This window comes from Bacillus cereus group sp. BceL220 (genome assembly GCF_051776965.1).
GTDB lineage: Bacteria > Bacillota > Bacilli > Bacillales > Bacillaceae_G > Bacillus_A > Bacillus_A cereus.
The window spans coordinates 233,991-259,997 of sequence record NZ_JBPWBC010000001.1 but is presented as its reverse complement, the minus strand read 5'-3'; the positions used below and the strand labels follow the sequence as shown (position 1 = coordinate 259,997).

Genomic DNA, 26,007 nt, shown 5'->3' with positions numbered 1-26,007 from the left:
AGGTGCATGAATCGTCTAAAAATAGGCGAACCATGCGCCTTTTTTTTCTTACTATATAGTAGATATACATGGAGAGGTGAGGATTATGCCAACAACAAAAGGGCCGTTACATCCATCGGTTCAACAGTTTAAAGAATTTGTAAACCATCACCCTAAAATGGTTCATGAGGTTAGAAGTGGTCACAAAACTTGGCAACAATTTTATGAAGAATGGTACTTACTTGGTGAAGAAGATCCAATATGGGCAACTTATAGACCGGATGGAGCGCCTGTGTTTTCTTCGGTAAAAGAAAATAAAAAAGAAAAAGATAATCGAACTGAAGAGGAAAAAACTGCTGATGTGATGGGGCAAATGCTTTCTTTTTTTAAAAAGTTGGACGTGGAACAAATGCAGAACCATTTAGCTAATGTGACGAGTGCTATTGGGAGCGTGCAACAAGTTATTCAGCAATTTCAAGGTAACCGTACGCAGCAAGAACAAAGTACTTCAGAAAATAACCCGTTTTTCTTTCAAAAGGATTAGGGGGAAAGATGATGAGAGCAGAAATTATGGAGTTTATAAAGGCTGATGAGGATTTATCTCGCTATATTAGAGAGCAACCGTACTGGTATAGAAAATTAACACGAAATCCTGAGGAAAAAGAGGCTTTTGAGTTAGCGGCGATGCAACATTTCAAAAAAACAATACCAGATAAAGTGGAAAAATTTCAAAATCAATTGGCTGTTGCTTCGATCATGATTGATATGTTTCAGTATATGAAGCAACAAAATGCAACCTAATTACAAGTGAAAAATATGTCCGTCATGCAGAACTTTTGTTACAATAGAGATTGATTATTTAAAAAGGAGTTGCAGCATGACGGAAATTTGTTTAGTACGACATGGACAAACTGATTGGAATTTTCAAGAAATTATTCAGGGGCGAGAAGATATTCCGCTTAATGAAGTTGGTAAGAAGCAAGCGAGTCAAAGTGCAGCTGCTTTACAAGAAGAAACGTGGGATATCATTATAAGTAGCCCGTTAATTAGAGCGCAAGAAACGGCTAATGAAATCGCAAAGGCGGCTGGATTACAATCGATTTTATTAGATGATCGATTTGTTGAACGGAATTTTGGAGAAGCTTCAGGGAAGCCAGTTGCTACTGTTAGAGAGTTGATTGCTGAGGGTAAAGTAGAAGGTATGGAGCAAGATGAAGAGATTGTAGCTCGTTGCTTTGCTGCTTTAGAAGATGTTGCAACAACTCATTTTGGCAAACGTATTATTATTGTTGCTCACTCACACGCGATAAAAGCAATTTTACATGCCATTGAACCAGATGAAATTACATTTAAGACACCATTAAAAAATGCGTGTATTAGTTATGTGAAACAAAATAGTGGGAAATGGGATGTTCTTAAATATAATATAGCGGAACATATTAATGTATAAGTGTGTACGGATATAGTGTGAAAATAGTTTCATTATATCTTTCTTTTGAGTAAGTCACTTCAATTAGTAGTTCTAATCTAAATGTGGTATGATGGATACTCGGAGGTGTCTCTCATGATTGTAGCGACGCTAGAAAGCGTATTAATATTAGATAAGGCAGAGCAGCTTGCAAAAGCGATTATCTGTTCAGATATAGCAGAAGATTATCGTAAGTATTATAGAGAATTACATGAAGATATGGAACTTCAGACGTTAATTCAGCAATTTACAGCGATGAAAGAACGGTATGAGGAAGTACAGCGTTTTGGAAAATACCATCCTGACTACACTACCGTATCGATGAAAATGAGAGAATTAAAGCGTTCTGTGGACTTACATGATAAGGTTGCAGCTTTTAAAAGAGCAGAAACTGCTTTGCAGAAGTTATTAGATGAAGTTAGTGTAGCAATCGGTTCGGAAGTGTCTTCTTCCATTAAAGTGCCAACAGGGAATCCATTCTTTGATGCTGGTGGCTGTGGTGGAGGTTGTGGTACTGGCGGAGGTTGTGGTTGTAAAAAAACGGGGTGATGTACCCCGTTTTTTAGAAGTTGGAAGAAAACGTATACAGAGTTTGTCCTGTAATGTTATAAATTTCTGATTGGTTTTCATAGAATATAAAATATATGTTTTTAAAAGGAGAAGATGGAGAAGATTATGTTCGGGCAACGACAAAGTATGATTGTTTATTTACATTCATTGAAACATGCCAAGATTTTAAGGAAATATGGTAACATACATTACATATCAAAACGATTAAAATATGCTGTAGTATATTGTGACATGGAACAAATTGAGCATATGATGCATAAATTGAACAAACTTCCTTTTGTGAAAAAGATAGAACAGTCGTATCGCCCGTATTTAAAAACGGAATTTGAAAATTCCCGTCCTGATCGAGCAAAAGAATACGATTATAGCTAATAGAAAAAATCCCCTGCTAAATTTAGCGGGGGATTTTTTAATTGAAATAAAGTGTTATTTCATCGGAGGAATGAAATTGTTCATTCGTAAAATACCAATTAAATGATTAAAAAATAGTTCTTTTTCTGGGAAAGTTGTAGATGGCTTTACAGTAAAAGTAGCCACTTTTTTTCCGAGTTGCTCTGCCGTTTCTTCAAATAAAATGACACGTTTACTTTTTTTATTTTCAAATACAGGAATGCCTTCACGACATATGTATAATGGTTGGAAATCACCAGTAGTAGTTGGTTTTAATATTACAACAAGCGAACACACTTTTTTATCGTTTTTTATCGTTTCAAATTGTAACATATGTGCTATACGTTCTTGATTTGTTTTGGCAATTTCAAGTAATTCATATAAATCAGAGTAGCCTTCTCCGAGTTCTATAAAGCGTTGAATCATATTTTTTCCTCCTCTTTCTTTTACTGTACCATTTCACTTTTTAAATGAAAAGCACACAAAGAAAAAAAACCCTGCATAGCAGGGCCCTTCTTATACTAGCATGTACTAGTAAGAAGGCAAAGGGAGAGGAGAAACCGGAGGAAGAACTTATGGGGAAACGTAAGTCTTCTCCGCGGTTGGCAACAACATCGAAGGTGATGTTGTTATAATTATTTATGTCCAATCTAAATGAAGATATACATAATGAAATTAAATTTTATGTCAGGCTTTTTATTTTTCTTTTTTTTATTTTGTGATAGGATAAAAAAGATAAAGTGGAACTAATATACATATTGGATTCATATTAGTGAATGATGAGATGAATACATAAAAATAATGAGTGGTTATTTGATGCTAAGTTTTCTAATATTTTGGTGAATGTAATTTGTTAACGGTTACCGAAGTGGGAATGGCTTTCTATAATCGCTCGATAGATTGAAATAAAGGTAGTGACAACAGATGAGAGTAGTTTCAGGAAAATGTAAAGGACACCCACTTAAAGCGGTTCCTGGTAATACAACACGTCCAACGACAGATAAAGTAAAAGAATCTATTTTTAATATGATAGGTCCTTATTTTGATGGTGGTATCGCCCTTGATTTATTTGGTGGTAGTGGTGGCCTTGGAATTGAGGCTTTGAGCAGAGGGATCGATAAAGCGATTTTTGTTGATAGGGATAGTAAAGCGATAAAAGTAATTCATCAAAATTTAGAAAGTTGTAGAATACAGGAACAAGCTGAAGTATATCGAAATGATGCGGAACGTGCAGTAAAGGCGCTTATAAAACGTGAAATGTCATTCGATCTTATATTAATAGACCCACCATATAAAGAGCAAAAAATTGTATCTTTAATTAGTGTAATGGATCAACATGGATTGCTACATAGTGATGGATTAATTATGGCAGAGCATGGTAATGATGTGGTTTTACCTGATTCAATAGGAAAGCTTGTAAAAGTACGAGCTGAGAATTATGGGATTACTGCAATATCGATTTATAAGTATGAAGGTGAGGGGACAGAATGACAAGTATAGCTATTTCTTCAGGAAGTTTTGATCCAATTACCCTTGGGCATCTGGATATTATTAAAAGGGGAGCAAAAGTATTTGATGAGGTGTACGTAGTCGTTTTAAACAATTCATCTAAAAAACCATTCTTTTCAGTTGAAGAGCGATTAGAACTAATTCGAGAAGCGACAAAGGATATCCCGAATGTAAAAGTAGATTCGCATAGTGGGCTGTTAGTAGAGTATGCAAAAATGCGTAATGCAAATGCAATATTACGTGGTTTACGAGCAGTTTCTGATTTTGAATATGAGATGCAAATTACTTCTATGAATCGAAAATTAGATGAAAATATTGAAACATTTTTTATTATGACAAACAACCAATATTCATTTTTAAGCTCGAGTATTGTGAAAGAAGTTGCGAGGTATGGAGGCAGTGTAGTAGATCTTGTGCCTCCTATTGTAGAGCGTGCTTTAAAAGAAAAGTTTCAAACCCCGTTAAAGTGAACGGGGTTTTTCTTTATACGTGCGAAAAAATAATAAAATAACATATAAATATAGACAAAATAATGTGAAAATTGGTCCGTAATGTATAAAAGATGTCCAAATTTCATGTAGTATAGAAGGATGCTTGGATAAAAATACAGGAATATCTTTTTGCATAGGTGAGAAAGAACTTACTTTCTCATAAAATGGTGTCCAAAATATAAATGTAAAAATAGGGGCAAGAATACTTTGAATAATTCGTGCGAAAAAATAGGGTTTAAATCGGATGTCTGTTTCAGCTAATATGCTAGCAACTTGTGCCTGAATAGAAAGACCGCTAAATGCTAAAATGAAGCTTGTTACCATAGCTTGTTGTAAGAGGGGTGTTTCATTTATTTGACTAATCATTTGGCTTCCGAGTGTCATTTCGAAAACACCTGATAATATAGGTATACTAAAATCTGTACTTAGTTGGAAGAATGATAAAATATGTTGCATAATAAAAGAAAGAGCTGCTGTAATGTGGAATACAGTAATCATTTTATTTAACACAGAGAATAAAATAATAAATCCGCCAATCATAAGTAATGTTTGAATAGAAGAAACGATAGCATCCCCAAGTAATTTACCGATTGGTCTTTTTTCTTGTAAGCGTGTCTCGTGAAGAATTAAAAAAGGGTTTTGAAAGCGGCGTTTTTTTGTAGTGTGTGTATTATTTTTGTAAGCGGTATTATGGCCGTAAAAACGCATAATTAATCCGACAGCAAAGTTACTTAAATAATGGGCAGCCGCTAATATAATCCCTAATTTCGGATTATTAAAAAAACCGATAGACACAGCACCGAAAATAAAAAGTGGATTAGAAGAATTTGTGAAAGAAACGAGGCGCTCCGCTTCAATCTGAGTTAAAAGGTTGCTTTTTCGTAGTCTAGCGCTTAGTTTGGCGCCTGCAGGGAAACCTGAAGCCATTCCCATTGCCCAAACGAATCCACCTATCCCTGGAACGCGAAAAAGTGGGCGCATGAGTGGTTCTAATATAACGCCAATAAATTTTACAACACCGATACTAATTAGAAGTTCCGCAATGATGAAAAACGGTAGTAGTGAAGGGAATACAACTTCCCACCATATATTTAACCCGCGAATAGAAGCTTGTAAAGCGGCTTGGGGGTGGAGTACAAGAGAAAAGGTTAAAAAAAGCGTTGATATGGTAAGGAAAGCGGTTTTCCATTTTTCATACATGTAAGTAAATCCCCCTTTGTCCCAAAAAACGTTCATTTCAGTATACGTGGATACGTAGTGAATTTAGACCATAAGTATGAAAAAGGAATGAAAAAAATTAAAGGGTGAGAAAAATGAAAGAACCAAAGATTGGTTTAGCACTTGGGTCTGGAGGAGCGAAAGGGTTTGCTCATATTGGTGTAATAAAGGTTTTAAGGGAAGCTGGTATCCCTATTCATATGATTGCAGGAAGTAGTATGGGGGCACTAATAGGTACGTTTTATGCGGCAAGTAGTAACGTTGAAAGATTGTATAAATTGGCATCTGTTTTCAAGCGGAAGTATTATTTAGATTTCACGGTACCGAAAATGGGATTTATTGCTGGAAAACGTGTCAAAGATATGATTAAAATGTTTACATATAATAAAAATTTAGAAGAGTTAGATATCCCAACGGCTGTTGTGGCTACTGACATATTGAAGGGGGAAAAAGTGGTTTTTACAAGTGGACCAGTTGCAGATGCGGTGAGGGCTAGCATATCTGTTCCTGGAGTGTTTGTACCAGAAAAAATAGATGGACGATTATTAGTGGATGGTGGGGTTATTGATCGTATCCCAGTATCGGTTGTGAAAGAATTAGGGGCCGATATTGTTATCGCTGTGGATGTGTCTCCAATTAAGGTGAATGGCGATGTTACGTCCATTTATGACGTAATCATGCAAAGTATAGAAATTATGCAGCATGAGCTTGTAATGAATCGGCAAATTGCATCGGATTTAATGATGCGACCAGCTGTAGAGCAATTTAGTTCACGTGCTTTTACAAACATTGAAGACATTATTCGAGTTGGAGAAGTAGAAGCGGAAAAACATGTTTCAAATATTTATTTATTAATTGAGCAGTGGAAGGAGAAACATAATGTTTAAGCGTTTTCGGTTTATATATGCAATCTTAATAGGGGTTATATTGGCGATGTTACTTGTTTACGTGCGTTTACCGTATTATGTAACAAAACCAGGAATGGCTGCCAAATTAGAGCCTTACGTTCAAGTTGAGGGTGGAACGAAAGAATCTGGTGATTTTATGCTTGTTACGGTTTCAATGGGACCAGCAAATGTGGTGAATTTAATAGCGGCACAGTTTAATAAATATACACATATTTCAAAAGCGGAAGAAATATTGCAAAAAGGTGAGAGTAATGAAGAATATCAATTTCGCCAAAATTATGCGATGAAAGATTCACAAAATGCAGCAATTTATAATGCATATAAACGTGCAAATCGCTCCGTTTCTTTTGAAAATAAAGGTGTATTAGTTGCTGGTGTGGCAAAAGGAATGCCGTCAGAAGGAAAGCTTAAGCTTGGTGATGTTATTATAGCTGTTGATGGAAAAACATTTGAAAAGACGGAGCAATTTATTGAATATATGACTGGGAAAAAAGAAAGCGATGCTGTAAGTATTGAGTACATGAGAAATGGAAAACAATTGAAAGAAAATTTAAATGTAAAGACGATTCCTAATGGGAATGGACGTGTCGGTATAGGTGTTTCTATCGTTACGGAAAGAGAATTAGTGGTCGATCCGAAAGTGAAAATTAATTCTCATGAAATTGGTGGACCATCCGCAGGTTTAATGTTCACATTAGAAATATATAATCAACTTGTGGAAGAAGACTTAACAAAAGGACATGAAATAGCTGGAACAGGTACAATTAATGAAAAAGGAGAAGTTGGCCCGATTGGTGGTATAAATCAAAAAGTGGTGGCTGCTAGCGATGCTGGGGCTGAGGTGTTCTTTGCGCCAAATGAAAAAGGAGCGGAGAAATCGAACTATAAAGATGCACTTGAGACTGCAAAGGACATTAAAACAAAAATGAAAATTGTACCAGTGGATACGCTGGATGATGCGTTAACATATTTAGAAAAGATGGATAAGGAAAAAGCCTCTCTGAAATAGAGAGGTTTTTTATAGGAATTTTGTAGTTGTTTCATCATAGCGAATAGGATGGTGTGTTATATCCTGTTTTAATAGTTGCGTGCGTAACGGTTCGTGCATGATGGAGAAATATACAGAGTTTGCTTTTTTCTCTATATCTAAAGCAGCATGGTCAAATGTTTTTGTATGAGTAAGGATTGGAAGTTCGATTTTTTTCTTGTTTTTTGAAAGATAAGTTTGTCCTTTTTGTGACATGCCTAGCAGGCGGATATATGGTGCATGTTGTTCTATATTTGCGCTACGTATTTCCTCTTTTGTTGTGTTTGTTAAAATGTGTGTACAAGCTCTTTGTAGTCTAGTCCATGTATAGCGTTTTGTTTTTAATGCTTCCATGAATGAATAGAAGGAGGAACTGTTTTGTATTTTTGATAAAATACGATGCTCTAAACCTTCTTCTATTTCATATATATGTCGTAAGTCTCCTGAAGACATCGTCATGAGTTTATATTTAAAAAATGAAAAGTATTGTTCCCAATTATGTAATATCCCGTAGTTTTGTTTGTAATTTGCTAAAAGCGAAGTGGTTGCCTGTGGGAGAAAAGGTTCAATTGTTGTAAATGATCCTTCTTCGCTAAAGAGTTGTTTCCGAATGCTTGTCGCGCTTGCAATATGTTGGTCATTAAATGTTTCATCATGATAATGAGAGGCGAATCTTTTTATAGTTTGAGCTTGTATAGAGCTATTTTGTGACAGAATTGCTTTAATATATTGGAAGCCTAAAATATTATTTGGTTGTGACATATCTATGTTTTTTTCGGATGTTAAAATGTGTGAGAAAGCATCCGATGTTGCTTTTGCATAACTATTTCCAGCGTCCATGAATTGTTTTACAAGGCAGTTAAAAGTCTCTTCTTCGTTTTTTTGTACGGAGATGGTATTATAAAAATTTTCGATTTGTCCATCCTCACTACCGAAACAAATTTCAGAAACACGTAGGGCATTTAAAATGGAAATAGCACCATTTGCGAAGGTTTCAGCCTTTTGTGTTGCAAAGACGTATGGAAGCTCTACAACAAGGTCTACGCCGTTTGCTAAGGCCATTTTAGTGCGATACCATTTGGAAATGAGTGCGGGCTCACCACGCTGTAAAAAAGGACCACTCATAACGGCAATTATTATATCGGATTGTGTTAACTTTTTTGTCTCTTGCACATGATAAAGATGACCGTTATGAAAAGGGTTATATTCAACAACAATACCACCAGCTTTTATGGTAATCTCTCCTTTCGATGTAGCATCTTTTTGAAAAACGTGATACTCTATATATTATTTACTATGATGACTTCATTATAGTGTAAAGAAAAAACATTGACAAATATAAAATGGCTAGCTATAATTTTGTTTGTTGCCTTGAGGTGATATGATATGAAATGGTCCATCCATCAATTGAATAAATTGAGAAATAAAGGATTGACATTGGATGAGATGGTAGATGTAAGTGAGCTAAAAGAGGTCGAGAAAGATATTCGTGAAATTAATCCTGTTCATGTAACGGGAAGAGTTGATTTTGGCTCCGGTAAGTTTACGTTTCATCTACACATAACTGGAAGCATGGTTTTACCATGTTCTCGTTCTTTAGTAGATGTGACATTACCATTTGACATTAAAACAACTGAGGTGTTCCAAACTTCACAAGAAGAATTTGAAACTGAAGCTGAAATTCATTGTTTAGAAGGAGAAGTACTTGACTTACTGCCCGTAATCAAGGAAAATATACTTTTGGAGATTCCAATGCAAATTTTCAGTGATGATGTTTCTGGTGGAGCACCGACGCAAGGTCAAGACTGGCAAGTGATTTCGGAAGAAGACAAAGAAAAGACTGTTGATCCAAGATTGGCAGGACTTGCAAAGTTTTTTGACAAATAATCGGAAGACTGGTTCAGGCCTTCATATGAAAATAACTATTTCTTTTAAGGAGGTGGGAAGAATGGCTGTACCTTTTAGAAGAACTTCTAAAACAGTAAAAAGAAAGCGTCGTACGCATTTCAAATTATCAGTACCTGGTATGGTAGAGTGCCCAAGCTGTGGTGAAGCGAAATTAGCTCACCGTGTATGTAAAGCATGCGGTACTTACAAAGGTAAAGAAGTAATCAGCAAGTAATTGCAGGGAAATAAACGCAGAAGATATCTTCTGCGTTTATTTTTTTTGTCTTAATCTTTAGTTGTTGTATTCTATCTTTTCTAGTAACTGCATATGCTTAATAAAAAATGCATAGGGAGGACTAGAGAAATGGCGACAACAAGACAAGATGCTTGGACTGATGATGAAGATTTGCTTCTGGCAGAAGTAGTACTCCGGCATATTCGAGAAGGTGGAACACAACTTTCTGCCTTTAAGGAAGTGGGGAAAAATTTATCTCGTACACCAGCAGCATGTGGATTTAGGTGGAATTCTTACGTAAGAAAGCAATATAAAGAACGTATTGAGGAAGCGAAGCAACTTCGTAAAGTAGAAAATTATGAAGTGAAAGAGACAAAAGTGTTAGAACCTACGTCAATTACGTTGAATGATGTTATTGATTTCTTGCAAAATTATAAAGATGAAAACTCTTTAACGGTGTTGCAACAACAAGTTGAATCATTACAAACAGAAAGAGAGCGTCTTCTGGAGCGATTATCAGTATATGAGGAAGAGTATAGAACATTGCTTGATTATATCGATCAAAAAAGAAGTGTAATGGTAGCGGAAAGAAACAATGCTCGCTCGACTGAGAAGTTAGAGAAGCTTAAGAAATAAAAAAACAGCTGTTATACAGCTGTTTTTTTTATTTCTTAAGCCGATTCTTCATTTGTAACCGCATTCAAATTTGTTTCTGGATGCCAAATATAAAAATCTCCATCAGTTACTGATACGGGGCTGAAATTTAATTTATCCCAAAAACCAGCTGAATGAATACGCGCTATCGTTTTAATAGGAAATTGCAGTTGTTTCGCATGATTTACAAGCATTTGTCCGAATCCTTGTTTTTGAAAAGTTGGTAATACTTCAAGTTTATAAAGTTCTAGGTAAGGACCTGTAATTTCGAATGGTTCTCCGCCGTTTCTTTTCATATATAGACTCATACGTGCGATTAGTGATCCGCCATAATAAATACCGTAAAATGGAGATTCACTGTCGTTTTCAATAATGTTTGCTTGCAATTCTTCCAGCATAGATAGTTCCTGGGCTCCGCACCCTTTAAATTTTTTGAATTCATCTAACGTTTTATAATTGATGAGCAAGCGCTCAACTTTTGGGAATCCCATTACATCACATCCTTTTCTTATCTCGTTGAATGCAGAAAAGTAAAAATATTTATAATAATAGTATAACTCATTTTTTTATTTTTATGAAGAAGATAGTATATTTCTTTTATTATTTTTTTGAGGATTTGCTAAACTAAGAGTATAAGTGTATTAATAGGCAGTATATACATAGTGAAAAATGAGAGTGTATTTGTTTGGCAGAGGACAACGAAATTATAGGGCGTGCTCATGTACTTTAAAAAGATATGAAAAAGGGGGGAGGCAAGGGCACTTAATGTGAATCCCTTGTGTGAAAATGAAAATTGGAATTGTCGGACCAGGTGCTATTGGTCTATTGTATACATTTTATTTACAAAAAAGTAACCAAGATGTTACGTTGTTTACAAGAACAGCTAAGCAGGCTGAAGAATTAAATGAAACAGGTGTAACTTGTATTAGAGATGGAAGATGGGAAACAGTATATCCGCCTGTTTTACCGATAGAAAGTATGGTAGCGCAAAATTTAGATTATATATTTATTGCTGTGAAGCAATATCATATAGATGACATACTACCGTTTGTGGAAGGTGCATCATCATTAATCTTTTTGCAAAACGGAATGTCGCATCTCCCAAAGATGCTGCAAATAGGGAGTGAAAATATAGCTGTTGGTATTGTAGAACATGGTGCGAAAAAAGAGGGAGGGCACATCGTTCATCATACTGGAGTAGGTGTAACGAGATTTGGAGTGGTTTGTGGCCAATCTATACATTTTAAAAAAATATTTCATTCTTTTCCTGTTGCTTATTTTCCAGTTCAAATAGAAACAGATTGGGAAGAGATTATGCGCAAAAAATTAGTAGTAAATGTATGTATCAATCCGTTGACAGCGTTATTGGGAGTAAAGAATGGTGAATTAATCACGAATCGTTTTTTTTATCAAATGATGGAGCAAGTGTTTCAGGAGGTCGCATTTCTTATTAGAGGAGAAAAAGAAATGGTATGGCAAATGGTACGAAATGTGTGTGAAGGAACGTCTCGTAATACATCCTCTATGTTAGCGGATGTAAGAGCGAATAGACAGACGGAAATTAATGCGATTGTTGGGTATGTATTAGAAGAGGCTAAGAAACAGCAACGACCAGTTCCGACACTTCAATTTTTGTTCGATGCAATAAAGGGGTTAGAAACAAGAGTATAAGTGTTATTCTTTGCTTTTAAGTGAAACATTGACTACAATGTGGATTGGTGAGAGAACTGGATACGAAAGGAAGAATTATATGGAGATAAAAGAAATCTCTGTTCCGCAACAAGGTGTTGTAGCGGACTATATGAACGGTAAAAAAGAGATACAGTCATGTTTTGATTATATGTTAACAGAAGATGCTTTTAAACAACGTTTACATGATTTGCGTGAAAGGGAGTTTTTCCGCCAAGATTTAGTAGCGCATTTATTAGAATATAATACAAAATTACAAGCGGGAGAATCTACACTTCAAAATGTAAAAGCGCTTGGAGATGAAAATACATATGTTGTTATAGCTGGACAACAAGCGGGGTTATTAACTGGACCGCTTTATACAATTCATAAAGTTATTTCAATTTTACAGCTTGCAAAGGAAAAGGAAGAAAGTTTAGGGGTTAAAGTTGTCCCTGTCTTCTGGATTGCGGGTGAAGATCATGATATGGATGAGATTAACCATACTTTTGTAGCGAAAAATAAAAAGATGAAAAAAACTATTTTTTATGATCGTAATCCGAAAAAGGCGAGTGCTTCTGAGTCTGAACTTTCTGTTGAAGATTGTAGAAGTTGGATTGAAGAGATTTTTAAAACATACCCAGAAACAAATTTTACAAAGGATGTATTAAAATTTGTTGATGATGCTTTGAAAAAATCGAATACGTATGTAGATTTCTTTGCTCATCTTATTACGAAAATCTTTGCTAATTCTGGTTTAATCCTTGTTGATTCACATCATCCTGAATTAAGAAAGTTAGAAATTCCATTTTTTAAGCGAATTATAAGTAAGTATAAAGAGGTGCAAGAGGGGCTTCGTAATCAGCAGGAAGTAATTAAAGAACTAGGATACAAACCGATTATTGAAACGAAGTCTCATGCAGTGCATATATTCATGGAAATAGATAATGAACGAGTATTGCTTGAAGAGCATCAAGGTAAGTTTGTTGGAAAGGATGGGGCGCATTCCTTTTCATATGAAGAGTTGATTGAAGAAATGGAGAGAAATCCGGCACGTTTTAGTAATAATGTTGTAACGCGTCCTCTTATGCAAGAGTATGTATTTCCTACGCTCGCATTTATTGGAGGTCCAGGGGAATTAGCTTATTGGAGTGAATTACAACAAGTATTCCATACTGTCGGTTTTCAAATGCCACCTGTCGTTCCTCGTCTTACAATTACTTATGTGGAGAGAGATATAGCGACAGATTTATTCGATCTGCAATTGAGAGAAAGTGATCCGTTTTTAAATGATGTCGATAAACTGCGTGAAAACTGGTTGTCTAATCGAGTAGAGGAACCGATTGATGATCATTTTGAAAAGGCGAAAAAAGAAATTGCCGATATTCATATATCTTTACAGCAATTTGTAAAGAAAATAGAGCCAGGATTAGGTGCGTTTGCAGGGAAAAACGAATTGAAAATTAATGAACAAATTGAACTGCTGGAAAGAATGTTGAAAAGAAATGTTGAGAAAAAGTATGAGGTTCAGCTAAATAAATTCCGCCGTATACAATTCGCACTTCGTCCATTAGGTGCGCCGCAAGAACGTGTGTGGAATGTATGTTATTATTTAAATCAGTTTGGTTTGGATTTCGTTGATCGTGTAATGGAAAACCCTTTTTCTTGGGACGGAAAACATCATGTTATAAAACTATAAAATCTTGCTCTTTGGAGCAGGATTTTATTTTTATTCCGTTGAATTTACTGTGAAGTGATTTTTTTCTGAATTATCAATCAAAAAAGTGTTGGATATGGTAATTGTGTTGGATACTTAAATATATGACAAAATAGCACAAAATGTAAACGTATTATTCGCTTTTTCGACAGTTTTTTATTTAAATTCCCGCAAAAGATGATAAAATTTAGTATATAATAAAAGAAAATAGCGATTTGTATAGTATGTTGCCTTTGTTGGTAAGTTAAATGAGTCGTTCTTTCGTATTATTTCATTCTCTAAGCGTGAAATATGTGCTTAGAGGAAGGGATACATTCAACATAATTAATTGGAAAAAGAGTAGGTGCAACAATGTTTAAACACGTAACAGTGCTTTTAAAGGAAACAGTAGACGGCTTAGATATAAAGCCAGATGGTACATATGTAGATTGTACACTGGGGGGAGGAGGACATAGTTCTTATTTATTATCTCAATTAACTGAAGGTGGAAAATTAATAGCGTTTGATCAAGATGAGATAGCGATTCAAAACGCGAAAGAAAAGTTCTCTTCATACGGTGAACAGTTTATAACAGTAAAGAGTAACTTCCGTTATTTAGCTGAAAAACTGCAAGAAATAGGTATAACAGAAGTAGACGGTATTTTATTTGATTTAGGTGTTTCATCCCCACAATTAGATACACCAGAGCGAGGCTTTAGTTATCATCATGATGCACCGTTAGATATGCGGATGGATCAAGATGCCCCATTAACAGCATATGATGTTGTAAATAGCTGGTCATATGAACAACTTGTAAGGATTTTCTTCCAATACGGTGAAGAGAAATTTTCAAAACAAATTGCAAGAAAAATTGAAGCTTATCGTGAGAATAAAGCTATTGAAACGACAGGAGAATTAGTAGAGCTAATTAAAGAAGGTATTCCGGCTCCTGCTCGTAGAACTGGTGGGCATCCTGCTAAGCGGGTGTTTCAGGCAATTCGTATAGCTGTAAATGATGAATTAAAAGTATTTGAAGAAGCATTGGAATCTGCTATTGAGATGGTTAAGCCAGGTGGAAGGGTTAGTGTTATAACATTCCATTCATTGGAAGATCGTATTTGTAAAACAACGTTTAAGCGAAATAGTACAACGCCACAATTGCCACCAGGATTACCGATTATTCCTGATGAATTTAAGCCGAAATTAAAGCTTATTACAAGAAAACCGATTTTACCTTCTGATATAGAGCTAGAAGAAAATAATCGTGCGCGTTCTGCGAAGTTGAGAATCGCTGAAAAACGATAAAAGGGAGAGAGAGGTATGACTAATTTAGCTGTAAAGTACAAACAACAAGCGCAAGAAGAGGTGCAAATTCAAACGCCCCCACAGCAGATGGCTAAGCCGAAGGTTAAAGCGAAAATTACAAGAATCGAAAAACTGTTGTATGTAGCGTTTATTGGCTTTTTATTGTATGCCTGTGTCGCGTTTATTGGAAATAAAGCAGGCCTTTATCAAGTTAATGTAGAAGCAGCGACGATAGAAGAAAAAATTGTACAGCAGCAAAAAGAAAATCAAGAATTACAAGCTGAAGTAGAGAAGTTAAGTCGCTATGAACGAATCGCTGAAGTTGCAAAAAAACATGGGCTAGAAATTAATGCGAATAATGTGAAAGGCCTCAAATAAGGCAATAGGTGTGAAGGAACGATGAAGAAGAATATGACTAAATTTCATACCAATAAGGGAGCAGGTTATTTTATGATATTTTTCCTCCTGCTCTTTTTGCTGTTATTAGCCCGATTTTTTTACATACAATCAACAGGAACAGTTCATAATCAGGATTTAGATGCACTTGCTAAACAAAAGCATAGTAAAAAAGGAGTTCTTGAAGCGAACCGAGGAACCATTTATGATCAAAACGGTCATGTGTTAGCACAAGACGCAAACTCTTATAAAATAGTAGCTGCGCTAAAAGGTGCTAACTCTGTTGAGAATAAAGAAGATACTGCAAAGAAAATTGCAGGAGTACTTGGAAAAGGCGAAGAGGATATTTTAGCTTCTTTAAATAAGGAAGGTAGAAGTCAAGTCGAATTTGGAACGTTAGGCAAGGATTTGACGAAAGAAAAGAAGGAACAAATAGAAGCGTTGAAATTGCCGGGAATATCTTTTATTACAGAAAATGCAAGGGTGTATCCAAACGGTGATTTTGCATCTTACGTTATAGGTCATGCAAAACCAAATGAGAATGGAACCTCGGTAGGTCAATTTGGCATAGAAAAAAGCTTGGATAAATACTTAAGTGCTTCTAATGGAGAAGTAGCGTATACAGGTGATCGTAAAGGTGTATCCCTTGATGGTGGAAAAGTTAATGTAAAGGCACCTAAAAATGGAGATAACGCTTATTTAACAATTGATCAACGTGTCCAAAGTTATTTAGAAGACGCGATGAAAGCAGCAAGTAAGCAATATGAGCCAGAAAGTTTAATAGGGATTGTTGCAGATCCGAAAACCGGAAAAATATTAGCGATGTCTACTAAACCTAGTTATGACCCTAATGATCGTCAAATTAAATATTTCTTCAATGACGCAATTGCCAATGCATTTGAACCGGGATCAACAATGAAAATTTTCACGTTAGCGGCAGCTATTAATGAAGGTGTGTACAAAGGGCAAGATTATTATCAGTCCGGGACATATCAAGTCGGAAATAGGAAAATAAAAGATCATAACGGTGGTGCTGGTTGGGGCTCTATCACGTTTGATGAAGGGGTAGAGCGTTCTTCAAACGTAGCGTTTGCAATTTTAGGAGATCAAAAACTTGGTCCAGAACGTTTCCGAAAATATATTCATAGTTTTGGATTAGATGAAAAAACGAACATTGATTTATCAGGTGAAGGATCGAATACAATTTTATTTGATCAGCAAATACAACAAGTGACAACAGCTTTTGGACAAGGTTCCACTGTAACACCAATTCAGCTTGTACAAGCTGCAACGGCCATTGCAAATGATGGGAAAATGATGAAACCTTATGCAATTGATAAAATTGTAGATCCAATAACAGACAAAGTAAAATTAGAACATAAGCCAGAAGAAGTAGGAAAACCTGTTACAAAGGAAACAGCAGCGCAAGTAAGACAGTTATTAGAACGTGTTGTTACATCTCCGAAAGGTACAGGGACAGCTTATAAAATTGATGGATATTCAGTTGGTGGTAAAACAGGTACAGCGCAAATTCCGGATGGAAAAGGCGGCTATATGACAGGAAGACAGAATTATATATTCTCATTCTTAGGTATGGCACCAATGGACGATCCACAACTTGTTGTGTATGTAGCTGTTAAACAGCCGAAATTAAAAGATGATGAGAACGGCGCACAACCTTTAGCTGATATTTTTAAATATGTAACAAAAAATAGTTTAGAGTATTTAAAGATTAAGCCAAATGAAGTGAAAGATCCGAAAAAACATCTGAAAGAACAACAAACTACTGTTCCAGATGTAACTGGTAAAACGATGGCTGAAGCGGGGAAAGCGATTGATAAAGCAAAACTTCGTCCAATCGTACTAGGTGAAGGGAAAGTACAGCAACAAGTACCAAAAGCGACTGAACAAACATTAAAAGGCGACCGAGTCTTCTTGGTAGGAGATAAGCCTACAATGCCAAATATACAAGGATGGGCACTGCGTGATGTTATGAATTTAGCGAAGACATTACAGCTTAACTTGAAACCTTCTGGTACAGGATACGTAACAGAACAAAGTGTGGCGGAAGGAACATTATTACAACCTGGTACAGAATTAGGTGTCACACTCGTACCGCCACTCGAACCACAACAAGAAGCAGAAAAGCCGTAATGGTAAAAGAGAAGAAGTTCTAATTAAATAAGTACAAGCATATATTGGAACAAGCTAGGCGTAAGGGAGGCTTGTTCCGATATGCGTGTATCAAATGTAACAGTTAGAAAACGACTTATTTTTATACTTATATCAGGTATACTTATTTTCACTATTATCGATATTCGTCTTGGATATGTGCAATTTTTTCTTGGGAATATGTTAACGGATCGTGCGAAAGATTCATGGAGTCGTAATATTACTTTTGAACCCGAACGTGGGAAAATTTTAGACCGAAATGGTGTGGAACTTGCCACGAATAAAAGTGCTCCAACTGTCTTTGTTGTACCAAGGCAAATTGAAAAACCAGCAGAGACTGCAGAGAAGTTAGCTGCAGTATTAGGTGTGGAAAAAGATGAGATTTATAAAAGAATTACAAAAAAAGAATCGATTGTAAGGTTAGATAAAGGCGGAAGGAAAATATCACATGACAAAGCGAAAGAAGTACGAGGATTAAGTTTGAAGGGCGTGTATATCGCAGAGGATTCTATCCGGTACTATCCATTTGGAAACTTTTTATCACATGTATTAGGTTTTGCAGGTAGCGATAACCAAGGTCTTATGGGACTAGAAAAATATTATGATAAAGAGCTAAATGGAGACAAAGGTCATGTGCGTTTTTTTGCAGATGCGAAAGGGCAAAGGATGCCTAATGTTGGTGATGATTTCAAAAAACCAGAAGCCGGTTTAAATTTAGGATTAACAATCGATGCGCGTATTACAAGGATTATGGAAAGAGAAATGAATATTGCGGAGTCAACTTATAATCCAGACGGTATGATTGCAATTGCAATGAACCCTAAAAATGGTGAAATTTTAGGGATGTCTAGTCGGCCGAGTTTTGATCCAGCGGATTTTCAAAGTGTCTCTCCAGAAGTGTATAACAGAAATCTACCTGTGTGGAGTACGTATGAGCCTGGTTCAACATTTAAGATCATTACACTAGCTGCAGCATTGAATGAAAATTTAGTAGACTTAGAGAAGGATACGTTTTATGATGATGGAGCAGCTGAAGTCGGTGGAGCTAGATTGAAATGCTGGAAAGCAGGAGGTCATGGCAGTCAAACGTTTTTAGAAGTCGTTCAAAACTCATGTAACCCGGGATTTATTGAACTTGGTGATCGCCTTGGTAAAGACCGATTATTTAAATACATTCGTAATTTTGGTTTTGGGCAGAAGACTGGGATTGACTTGCAAGGTGAAGGCAGTGGGATTTTATTTAATTTAGATAAAGTTGGTCCAGTAGAGCAAGCGACAACTTCATTCGGCCAAGGGGTTTCTGTTACACCAATTCAACAAGTAGCAGCTGTAGCGGCGGCTGTAAATGGTGGAACATTGTATCAGCCGTATATAGCTAAGGAGTTTATTGATCCGAAAAATAATCAAGTTGTTAGTAAAAAGACACCTGTTGAGAAAAGAAAAGTTATTTCCAAGGAAACTTCAGAAAAAGTTCGTTATGCATTAGAGAATGTTGTAGCGAAAGGTTCTGGTAAAGGTGCTTATATTGATGGATATCGTGTAGGTGGAAAAACGGGTACTGCTCAAAAGGTGAAAGATGGTAAATATTTAGAGAATAATTATATTGTATCTTTTATCGGATTTGCTCCAGCGGATGATCCAGAGATTGTTGTGTATGTTGCTGTTGATAATCCAAAAGGGGTTACACAGTTTGGTGGAGTGGTAGCAGCTCCAATTGTCGGGAATATCCTTCGAGATGCGCTTCCTGTTATGGGAGTGAAACCGAGAAAAGAACAAGTTGAAAAAGAATATAAATGGGGCGATACACCAACTGTGGAAGTTCCGAATTTAATTGGAATGAAAAAGAAAGATTTACAAACACAACTCGTCGATTTGCAGCTTGATATAAGTGGAGATGGAGAGAAAGTAATTAAGCAATCACCAGAAGCGGGAGCTAAAGTAAAAGAAGGCTCAAAAATTAGAATTTACTTCGGGAATTAAAGGTAACATAGTACGTTTTATGGTACAATTGGTGGAAGTGAGTTCTTTATAGAACAGTTACTTAACTTGAGACAATAAGTGTCTCAGTCATAAATAGGCCAGTAGCACTTACCTCCTTATATAGGAGGTAATGTGTTGCTTACTGAAAAAAAGATAAATAAACAATGTAGAGAGGGTTTAGTGAAATGAAGTTGCATACACTTTTATCATGTTTGCATGATTTTCCAGTTGTTCCAAAAGAAAATCCAGAAATCACATCTATAGAAGCTGATTCACGTAAAGTGAAAGAAGGAAGCTTATTTGTATGTATGAAAGGATATACGGTTGATAGCCATGATTTTGCTAAGCAAGCAGCGGCACAAGGAGCGGCTGCTATTGTTGCGGAAAGACCAATTGATGTTGACGTTCCAGTTGTACTTGTGAAAAATACTTTTCGTTCGTTAGCGGTTTTAGCTGATTATTTTTATGGTCAACCGACACACAAGTTACATTTAATCGGAATTACAGGTACAAATGGAAAGACAACAACATCGCATATTATGGATGAGATTATGCGAGCACATGGTCATAAAACAGGGCTAATTGGAACGATTAATATGAAAATCGGTGATGAAACATTTGAGGTGAAAAATACAACACCAGATGCACTAACACTTCAACAGACGTTTTCAAAAATGGTTGAACAAGGTGTGGACAGCACGGTAATGGAAGTTTCGTCACATGCGTTAGATCTTGGTCGTGTACACGGATGTGATTACGATGTAGCGGTGTTTACGAACTTAACACAAGATCATTTAGACTATCATAAAACGATGGAAGAATATAAACATGCAAAAGGGTTACTATTTGCACAGCTTGGCAATAGTTATAATCATAATCGTGAAAAGTACGCTGTGCTGAATAGCGATGATAATGTAACAGAAGAGTATATGAGAAGTACTGCAGCAACTGTTGTAACATATGGTATTGATACAACAAGTGACATTATGGCAAAAAATATCGTTATGACGAGTGGCGGAACTACATTTACCCTTGTCACACCGTATGAAAGTGTAAATGTTACGATGAAATTAATAGGTAAATTTAATGTATATAACGTACTTGCAGCAACAGCAGCAGGACTTGTTTCGGGTGTGAAATTAGAAACAATCATTGCTGTTATAAAGGAACTAGCTGGGGTTCCAGGGCGTTTTGAAGTTGTTGATGGAGGACAAAATTATACAGTTATTGTTGATTACGCACATACGCCGGATAGTTTAGAAAATGTATTAAAAACTGCAAAACAATTTGCAAAAGGTGATGTGTATTGTATCGTTGGTTGTGGTGGCGATAGGGACCGAACGAAGAGACCGATAATGGCAAGTGTTGCAACAAAATATGCAACTCATGCAATTTACACATCAGATAATCCAAGAAGTGAAGATCCAGCGGCTATTTTAGATGATATGGTACATGGTGCAAGTGGAAATAATTATGAAGTGATTATTGATAGAAAAGAAGCGATACACCATGCAATCACTAAAGTAAAAGCAGATGATATCATTATTATTGCTGGTAAGGGTCATGAAACGTATCAAATTATTGGTAAAGAAGTTCATCATTTTGATGATCGAGAAGTTGCGAAAGAAGCAATTACAGGGCGTTTAAACAACGAAGAGTAACAACGTGAGAGGAGGACTACATGTGCTTGAGCAAGGTTTATTAGTAACGGCTGGGGTAGCATTCTTAATTTCTGTTGCCCTTTCGCCATTGTTTATTCCATTTTTAAGAAAATTAAAGTTCGGACAGAGTATTCGTGATGAGGGACCAAAGTCACATCAAAAAAAATCAGGGACACCGACAATGGGTGGTATCGTCATATACGTATCTATGATGGTAACTTCACTTATTATGGCGATTAAGTTTAATTATTTAGGTGCAGAGGTTTCGTTATTACTATTAGTGACGTTTGGTTACGGATTAATCGGATTTTTAGATGACTACATAAAGGTAGTTAAGAAGAGAAATCTTGGTTTAACATCAAAACAAAAATTAGTAGGGCAGCTTGTTATTGCTATTGCATTCTTTTTAATTGGAAAAGGGCAAGCGTTCCACACATACATCATGATTCCGGGAACGGATGTTAAGTTTGAATTAGGTTGGGCGTATTTTGTACTTGTACTATTTATGCTTATTGGTGGATCAAATGCAGTTAACTTAACTGACGGTTTAGATGGTTTATTATCAGGAACAGCTGCTATTGCATTTGGAGCATTTAGTATTATTGCTGTGGCACAAGAGCAATTTGGAGTAGCGATATTCTGTATGGCAGTGGTAGGAGCTGTACTTGGATTCTTAGTATTCAATGCGAATCCAGCAAAAGTGTTTATGGGAGATACAGGTTCATTAGCTTTAGGTGGAGCCATTGCAGCTGTAGCGATTTTATTAAAACAAGAATTGCTACTTGTAATTATTGGCGGAGTATTCGTCATGGAAACTTTATCGGTTATTATTCAGGTCATTTCATTTAAAACAACAGGAAAACGTGTCTTTAAAATGAGTCCATTACACCATCATTATGAATTATGTGGTTGGTCAGAGTGGCGTGTTGTTGTGACGTTTTGGTCTGCAGGATTTTTATTAGCTGTGTTAGGAATTTATATCGGGGTGTGGATGTAATTGAAAACTGTAACTGAATTTCAAAATAAGAATATTCTTGTATTAGGCATTGCAAAAAGTGGTTATGCAGCAGCTACATTGTTACAAAAGTTAGGGGCGAATGTCATTGTAAATGACGGAAAGCCTTTAGCAGACAATGTACTTGCTGCAGAATTACAAGCAAAAGGAATGGACGTTGTATGCGGTGGCCATCCTTTAGAATTATTAGAGAGAAATATTTCTCTTGTCGTTAAAAATCCAGGAATCCCGTATTCTAATCCAATATTAGTTGCTGCGAAAGAAAAGCAAATTCCAATTGTTACGGAAGTTGAATTAGCATATCGTATTTCAAAAGCGCCATTTGTTGGAATTACAGGATCTAATGGTAAAACGACGACAACAATGCTGACATTTGAAATGTTAAAAGAAGGACAAAAGCATCCTGTTATTGCAGGGAATATAGGAACTGTAGCTTGTGAAGTAGCACAGGATGCAAAAGAAAATGAAGTTGTAGTTACAGAACTTTCATCGTTCCAATTGATGGGAGTAGAATCGTTCCAACCTAAAATTGCAGCGTTCTTAAACTTATTTGAAGCCCACTTAGATTATCATGGGACGAAGAAGGAATATGGTTTAGCAAAAGCAAATGTTTTTAAAAACCAAACAGAAAACGATTATAGTGTAATAAACGCGGATGATGCAGATGTGATGGCTTTATCTGCGGATACTAAAGGTCAAAAAATCTTGTTTTCGACAACGAAAGAAATTGAAGATGGCGCGTGTATAAAAGATAACGCTCTTTATTTCAAAGGTGAAAAAGTTGTTGAAGTAAGCGATATCGTTTTACCTGGTCAACATAATCTAGAAAATATTTTAGCTGCGATGAGTATTGCGAAATTATTAGGTACTTCTAATGAAGCAATTACGGTCGTGTTAAAACGTTTTACGGGTGTAAAACATCGTTTAGAATATGTAACAACGATTAACAACCGTAAGTTTTATAATGACTCAAAAGCAACGAATATGTTAGCGACTGAGAAAGCACTATCTGCGTTTACACAACCGATTGTGTTACTAGCAGGTGGGCTTGACCGCGGAAATGAATTCGATGATTTAATTCCGTATTTCAAAAATGTAAAAGCGATTGTAACATTTGGACAAACAGCTCCCAAACTAGTAAGAGCGGCAGAAAAAGCGGGATTAGATATAATTGAAAGTGTCGATACTTTAGATGAAGCAGTGGTGAAAGCTTATGCTCATTCTAAAGAAGGTGATGTTGTTCTTCTTTCTCCAGCGTGTGCAAGCTGGGATCAATTTAAAACATTTGAAGAAAGAGGAGACATTTTTATACAAGCTGTGCATAAACTTATATAAAGTAAATCAAAACATCAGTAGGCTAACACCTACTGATGTTTTGTTACATAGGGCAAAAGGTTCTGCCTAAAGAGGTGGTGTTTGTGGGTAATGAAGAAAACGCCTGATTTTATGCTCATCATCGTAACACTTTCGTTGTTGACAATCGGAATGATTATGGTTTATAGTGCGAGTGCAGTTTGGGCCTCTTATAAAATGGGGGACTCATTCTTTTTTGCAAAAAGACAATTACTGTTTGCGGGTCTTGGTGTAGTAGCTATGTTTTTTATTATGAAAATTGATTATTGGGTGTGGCGTACGTATTCAAAAGTAATTTTGCTAGTTTGCTTCATTCTTCTTATTCTCGTTCTTATTCCTGGAGTAGGTCTTGTTCGAGGAGGAGCACGAAGTTGGATTGGGATCGGAGCATTTTCGATTCAACCATCAGAATTTATGAAGTTTGCGATGATTATTTTCTTGGCAAAGTTTTTAGCGGAACGGCAAAAATTGATCACATCTTTTAAACGTGGTTTATTACCGGCTCTTAGTTTTGTGTTTCTTGCTTTTGGGATGATTATGTTACAGCCAGACCTTGGGACAGGAACGGTAATGGTTGGGACATGTATCATTATGATATTTATTTCGGGAGCGAGGGTCTTTCACTTTGCAATGTTTGGTTTGATTGGTGTAGCGGGATTTGTAGGATTAATTGCATCAGCACCGTATCGAATGAAACGCATTACATCATATTTAGATCCGTGGTCAGATCCGCTTGGAAGTGGATTTCAAATTATCCAATCATTACTCGCAATTGGACCTGGTGGATTATTTGGGCTTGGACTTGGACAAAGTAGACAAAAATTTCTTTATTTACCTGAACCACAAACTGACTTTATATTTGCGATCTTATCCGAGGAATTAGGTTTTATTGGTGGTTCATTTGTGTTATTATTATTTAGTCTATTATTATGGCGCGGGATTCGTATCGCATTAGGAGCGCCAGATTTATATGGTACGTTTTTAGCAGTAGGTATTGTGGCGATGATTGCGATTCAAGTAATGATTAATGTTGGTGTTGTAACAGGACTGATGCCTGTTACGGGTATTACCTTGCCGTTTTTAAGTTATGGTGGATCAAGTTTGACATTAATGTTAATGGCAGTAGGTGTATTATTAAATATAAGTCGCCATTCTCGCTACTAAACCCTGTTTATAAGACAGGGTTTTTCGTATGTGTGTAAAAATGCAATATGTATATAGAAATAAATATAATGGAAATAAGAAAAGAGAAGCGGAGGAGTTAGTAGTGCGTGTATTAGTTAGTGGTGGGGGTACTGGTGGTCATATTTATCCAGCTCTTGCTTTAATTAGAGAAATAAAAAAGTTAAATCCAGAAGCAAGATTTTTATATATTGGTACGGAAAATGGACTAGAGAGTACAATCGTTCCAAAAGCAGGTATACCATTTCAGTCTATTGTTATAAGTGGATTTAAACGAAAAATATCATTAGATAATGTGAAAACAGTAATGCGTTTTCTAAAAGGTGTACAGGATAGTAAACGATATATTCGTCGTTTTAATCCGGATATCGTAATTGGAACGGGTGGATATGTATGTGGACCAGTTGTATACGCTGCAGCCAAATTAGGTATTCCAACTATTGTACATGAACAAAATAGTGTACCAGGTGTAACGAACAAATTTTTAAGTCGTTATGTTGATAAAGTTGCTGTTTGTTTTGAAGCAGCTACAGAGCATTTTCCAGAGTCAAAAGTGGTAATGACAGGTAATCCGCGAGCATCAGAGGTAATGGATCAAAATGGAATGAAAGGGAAACGTTCAGTTGGGCTTTCTCTTCCTAAAAAGTCTGTACTTATATTTGGTGGAAGTCGTGGAGCTAGACCGATTAACGATGCCTTCGTTGAAGCAATTGAACAGTTTGGGAACAAAAGCTACGAAATACTATATGTAACAGGTGAAGTGCATTATGACAAAGTGATGGAAGCCGTGAAGCAAAAAGGGAACCCGAACAATGTTATTATTAAGCCGTTCATTCATAATATGCCAGAGGTACTAACTGGTGTAGACCTTGTTGTTTCAAGGGCTGGGGCAACAACACTTGCAGAATTAACAGCGTTAGGAAAACCAAGTGTGTTAATACCGAGTCCGTACGTAACAAATAATCATCAGGAAAAGAATGCACGTTCAGTTGTTGATAAAGGAGCGGCAAAAATGTTACTTGAAAAAGATTTAACAGCTGAAACGCTTATTCGTGATATTGATGAGATTTTATTGGATGCACAAACATTACAAAATATGAAGCTAGCTGCTAAGCAACTAGGTATTCCAGATGCAGCAAATAAGCTGTATGAAGTAATGAATAAGCTTGTAAAAAAATAAAGTGAGGCTTTAATCGGTGGGGAGTGATTCTTTCTCGTTGATTATTACCTTTCACTAATCGGA

The 26,007-nt window shown here is 36.1% G+C and carries 27 protein-coding genes; 23 read left to right on the top strand and 4 right to left on the bottom strand.

Translation table 11 applies throughout. From position 1 onward, the window contains the following. Window positions 1-85 precede the first annotated feature (85 nt). The 5 genes from ACS2FK_RS01275 to ACS2FK_RS01255 all read left to right on the top strand — a co-directional run bounded on the left by ACS2FK_RS01275 (window position 86) and on the right by ACS2FK_RS01255 (window position 2,389). Window positions 86-523, top strand: a complete 438-nt coding sequence (locus tag ACS2FK_RS01275) for a YlbD family protein (RefSeq protein ID WP_053563738.1) — start codon at window positions 86-88, stop codon at window positions 521-523. 11 nt (window positions 524-534) lie between these two features. Then, window positions 535-780 (top strand): YlbE-like family protein, encoded by a 246-nt coding sequence (locus ACS2FK_RS01270; protein ID WP_001200990.1) that lies wholly within the window; start codon window positions 535-537, stop codon window positions 778-780. Between the two features lie 76 nt (window positions 781-856). Then, on the top strand, window positions 857-1,429 hold the full coding sequence (locus ACS2FK_RS01265; RefSeq protein WP_000134944.1) for a histidine phosphatase family protein: 573 nt from the start codon (window positions 857-859) through the stop codon (window positions 1,427-1,429). 114 nt (window positions 1,430-1,543) lie between these two features. Further along, entirely contained in the window at window positions 1,544-1,996 is a 453-nt protein-coding gene (locus ACS2FK_RS01260; RefSeq protein ID WP_000634366.1) for a YlbF family regulator, read from the top strand. Window positions 1,997-2,122: 126 nt separating this feature from the next. Next, the gene (locus tag ACS2FK_RS01255; RefSeq protein ID WP_002082261.1) at window positions 2,123-2,389 is read left to right on the top strand and encodes a YlbG family protein; all 267 of its coding nucleotides are present in this window, start codon (window positions 2,123-2,125) and stop codon (window positions 2,387-2,389) included. A 54-nt stretch (window positions 2,390-2,443) separates the two neighbouring features. Here the strand turns inward: ACS2FK_RS01255 and ACS2FK_RS01250 are convergent, their stop codons facing one another. Next, entirely contained in the window at window positions 2,444-2,833 is a 390-nt protein-coding gene (locus ACS2FK_RS01250; RefSeq protein WP_000616017.1) for a DUF7147 family protein, read from the bottom strand. 498 nt (window positions 2,834-3,331) lie between these two features. Between ACS2FK_RS01250 and rsmD the strand changes: the two genes are divergently transcribed. Both rsmD and coaD read left to right on the top strand, forming a co-directional pair. Continuing rightward, window positions 3,332-3,898 (top strand): 16S rRNA (guanine(966)-N(2))-methyltransferase RsmD, encoded by a 567-nt coding sequence (gene rsmD / locus ACS2FK_RS01245; RefSeq protein ID WP_001266976.1) that lies wholly within the window; start codon window positions 3,332-3,334, stop codon window positions 3,896-3,898. Beyond that, window positions 3,895-4,386 carry a pantetheine-phosphate adenylyltransferase gene (coaD, locus tag ACS2FK_RS01240; RefSeq protein WP_000200601.1) on the top strand — a complete coding sequence of 164 codons (492 nt, stop codon included), beginning with the start codon at window positions 3,895-3,897 and terminating at the stop codon, window positions 4,384-4,386. Before rsmD ends, coaD begins: the two co-directional genes overlap by 4 nt. On the opposite strand, the gene ylbJ is transcribed toward coaD, so the two are convergent. After that, entirely contained in the window at window positions 4,378-5,607 is a 1,230-nt protein-coding gene (gene ylbJ, locus ACS2FK_RS01235) for a sporulation integral membrane protein YlbJ (RefSeq protein WP_000273089.1), read from the bottom strand. The genes coaD and ylbJ overlap by 9 nt on opposite strands. A 113-nt stretch (window positions 5,608-5,720) precedes the next feature. Between ylbJ and ACS2FK_RS01230 the strand changes: the two genes are divergently transcribed. Beyond that, complete coding sequence (locus tag ACS2FK_RS01230) at window positions 5,721-6,512, top strand: patatin-like phospholipase family protein (protein ID WP_000662590.1); 792 nt, start codon at window positions 5,721-5,723, stop codon at window positions 6,510-6,512. Next, entirely contained in the window at window positions 6,505-7,542 is a 1,038-nt protein-coding gene (locus ACS2FK_RS01225) for a SepM family pheromone-processing serine protease (RefSeq protein WP_000476314.1), read from the top strand. Before ACS2FK_RS01230 ends, ACS2FK_RS01225 begins: the two co-directional genes overlap by 8 nt. A gap of 9 nt (window positions 7,543-7,551) precedes the next feature. Here ACS2FK_RS01225 and ACS2FK_RS01220 read toward each other — a convergent pair whose 3' ends face one another. After that, window positions 7,552-8,733, bottom strand: coding sequence for a nucleotidyltransferase (locus ACS2FK_RS01220; RefSeq protein WP_063548507.1), 1,182 nt, complete (start codon window positions 8,731-8,733; stop codon window positions 7,552-7,554). Between the two features lie 213 nt (window positions 8,734-8,946). Here ACS2FK_RS01220 and ACS2FK_RS01215 point away from each other — a divergent pair, with 213 nt between their 5' ends. From ACS2FK_RS01215 to ACS2FK_RS01205, 3 genes are all read left to right on the top strand, one after another. Beyond that, window positions 8,947-9,447, top strand: coding sequence for a YceD family protein (locus ACS2FK_RS01215; protein ID WP_000872146.1), 501 nt, complete (start codon window positions 8,947-8,949; stop codon window positions 9,445-9,447). Window positions 9,448-9,508: 61 nt separating this feature from the next. After that, window positions 9,509-9,682, top strand: coding sequence for a 50S ribosomal protein L32 (gene rpmF / locus ACS2FK_RS01210; RefSeq protein WP_001984764.1), 174 nt, complete (start codon window positions 9,509-9,511; stop codon window positions 9,680-9,682). Between the two features lie 129 nt (window positions 9,683-9,811). Further along, window positions 9,812-10,318, top strand: a complete 507-nt coding sequence (locus tag ACS2FK_RS01205; protein ID WP_000246469.1) for an RsfA family transcriptional regulator — start codon at window positions 9,812-9,814, stop codon at window positions 10,316-10,318. Between the two features lie 35 nt (window positions 10,319-10,353). Here the strand turns inward: ACS2FK_RS01205 and ACS2FK_RS01200 are convergent, their stop codons facing one another. Next, entirely contained in the window at window positions 10,354-10,827 is a 474-nt protein-coding gene (locus tag ACS2FK_RS01200) for an N-acetyltransferase (RefSeq protein ID WP_000506690.1), read from the bottom strand. 295 nt (window positions 10,828-11,122) lie between these two features. On the opposite strand from ACS2FK_RS01200, the gene panE reads away from it, so the two are divergent. From panE to murG, 11 genes are all read left to right on the top strand, one after another. Next, the gene (gene panE / locus ACS2FK_RS01195; protein WP_014482115.1) at window positions 11,123-12,007 is read left to right on the top strand and encodes a 2-dehydropantoate 2-reductase; all 885 of its coding nucleotides are present in this window, start codon (window positions 11,123-11,125) and stop codon (window positions 12,005-12,007) included. 79 nt (window positions 12,008-12,086) lie between these two features. Continuing rightward, window positions 12,087-13,703 carry a bacillithiol biosynthesis cysteine-adding enzyme BshC gene (gene bshC / locus ACS2FK_RS01190; RefSeq protein ID WP_000403042.1) on the top strand — a complete coding sequence of 539 codons (1,617 nt, stop codon included), beginning with the start codon at window positions 12,087-12,089 and terminating at the stop codon, window positions 13,701-13,703. A 369-nt stretch (window positions 13,704-14,072) separates the two neighbouring features. Beyond that, window positions 14,073-15,005, top strand: coding sequence for a 16S rRNA (cytosine(1402)-N(4))-methyltransferase RsmH (gene rsmH / locus ACS2FK_RS01185; protein WP_000472508.1), 933 nt, complete (start codon window positions 14,073-14,075; stop codon window positions 15,003-15,005). Between the two features lie 15 nt (window positions 15,006-15,020). Then, window positions 15,021-15,383: a cell division protein FtsL gene (gene ftsL, locus ACS2FK_RS01180; protein WP_000182804.1), complete on the top strand. Its 363-nt coding sequence runs from the start codon at window positions 15,021-15,023 to the stop codon at window positions 15,381-15,383. Window positions 15,384-15,404: 21 nt separating this feature from the next. Continuing rightward, a complete protein-coding gene (locus ACS2FK_RS01175) occupies window positions 15,405-17,555 on the top strand; it encodes a penicillin-binding protein (RefSeq protein ID WP_000739955.1) in 2,151 nt (716 codons plus the stop codon). 81 nt (window positions 17,556-17,636) lie between these two features. Next, the gene (locus ACS2FK_RS01170; RefSeq protein ID WP_001266235.1) at window positions 17,637-19,553 is read left to right on the top strand and encodes a stage V sporulation protein D; all 1,917 of its coding nucleotides are present in this window, start codon (window positions 17,637-17,639) and stop codon (window positions 19,551-19,553) included. A 185-nt stretch (window positions 19,554-19,738) separates the two neighbouring features. After that, window positions 19,739-21,214 carry a UDP-N-acetylmuramoyl-L-alanyl-D-glutamate--2,6-diaminopimelate ligase gene (murE, locus tag ACS2FK_RS01165; protein ID WP_000766289.1) on the top strand — a complete coding sequence of 492 codons (1,476 nt, stop codon included), beginning with the start codon at window positions 19,739-19,741 and terminating at the stop codon, window positions 21,212-21,214. Window positions 21,215-21,236: 22 nt separating this feature from the next. After that, a complete protein-coding gene (gene mraY, locus ACS2FK_RS01160; protein WP_000893060.1) occupies window positions 21,237-22,211 on the top strand; it encodes a phospho-N-acetylmuramoyl-pentapeptide-transferase in 975 nt (324 codons plus the stop codon). Beyond that, entirely contained in the window at window positions 22,212-23,564 is a 1,353-nt protein-coding gene (gene murD, locus ACS2FK_RS01155; RefSeq protein ID WP_000860103.1) for a UDP-N-acetylmuramoyl-L-alanine--D-glutamate ligase, read from the top strand. Between the two features lie 90 nt (window positions 23,565-23,654). Beyond that, a complete protein-coding gene (gene spoVE / locus ACS2FK_RS01150; RefSeq protein ID WP_000753524.1) occupies window positions 23,655-24,746 on the top strand; it encodes a stage V sporulation protein E in 1,092 nt (363 codons plus the stop codon). Between the two features lie 103 nt (window positions 24,747-24,849). Continuing rightward, window positions 24,850-25,944: an undecaprenyldiphospho-muramoylpentapeptide beta-N-acetylglucosaminyltransferase gene (gene murG / locus ACS2FK_RS01145; RefSeq protein ID WP_024927913.1), complete on the top strand. Its 1,095-nt coding sequence runs from the start codon at window positions 24,850-24,852 to the stop codon at window positions 25,942-25,944. Window positions 25,945-26,007 lie beyond the last annotated feature (63 nt).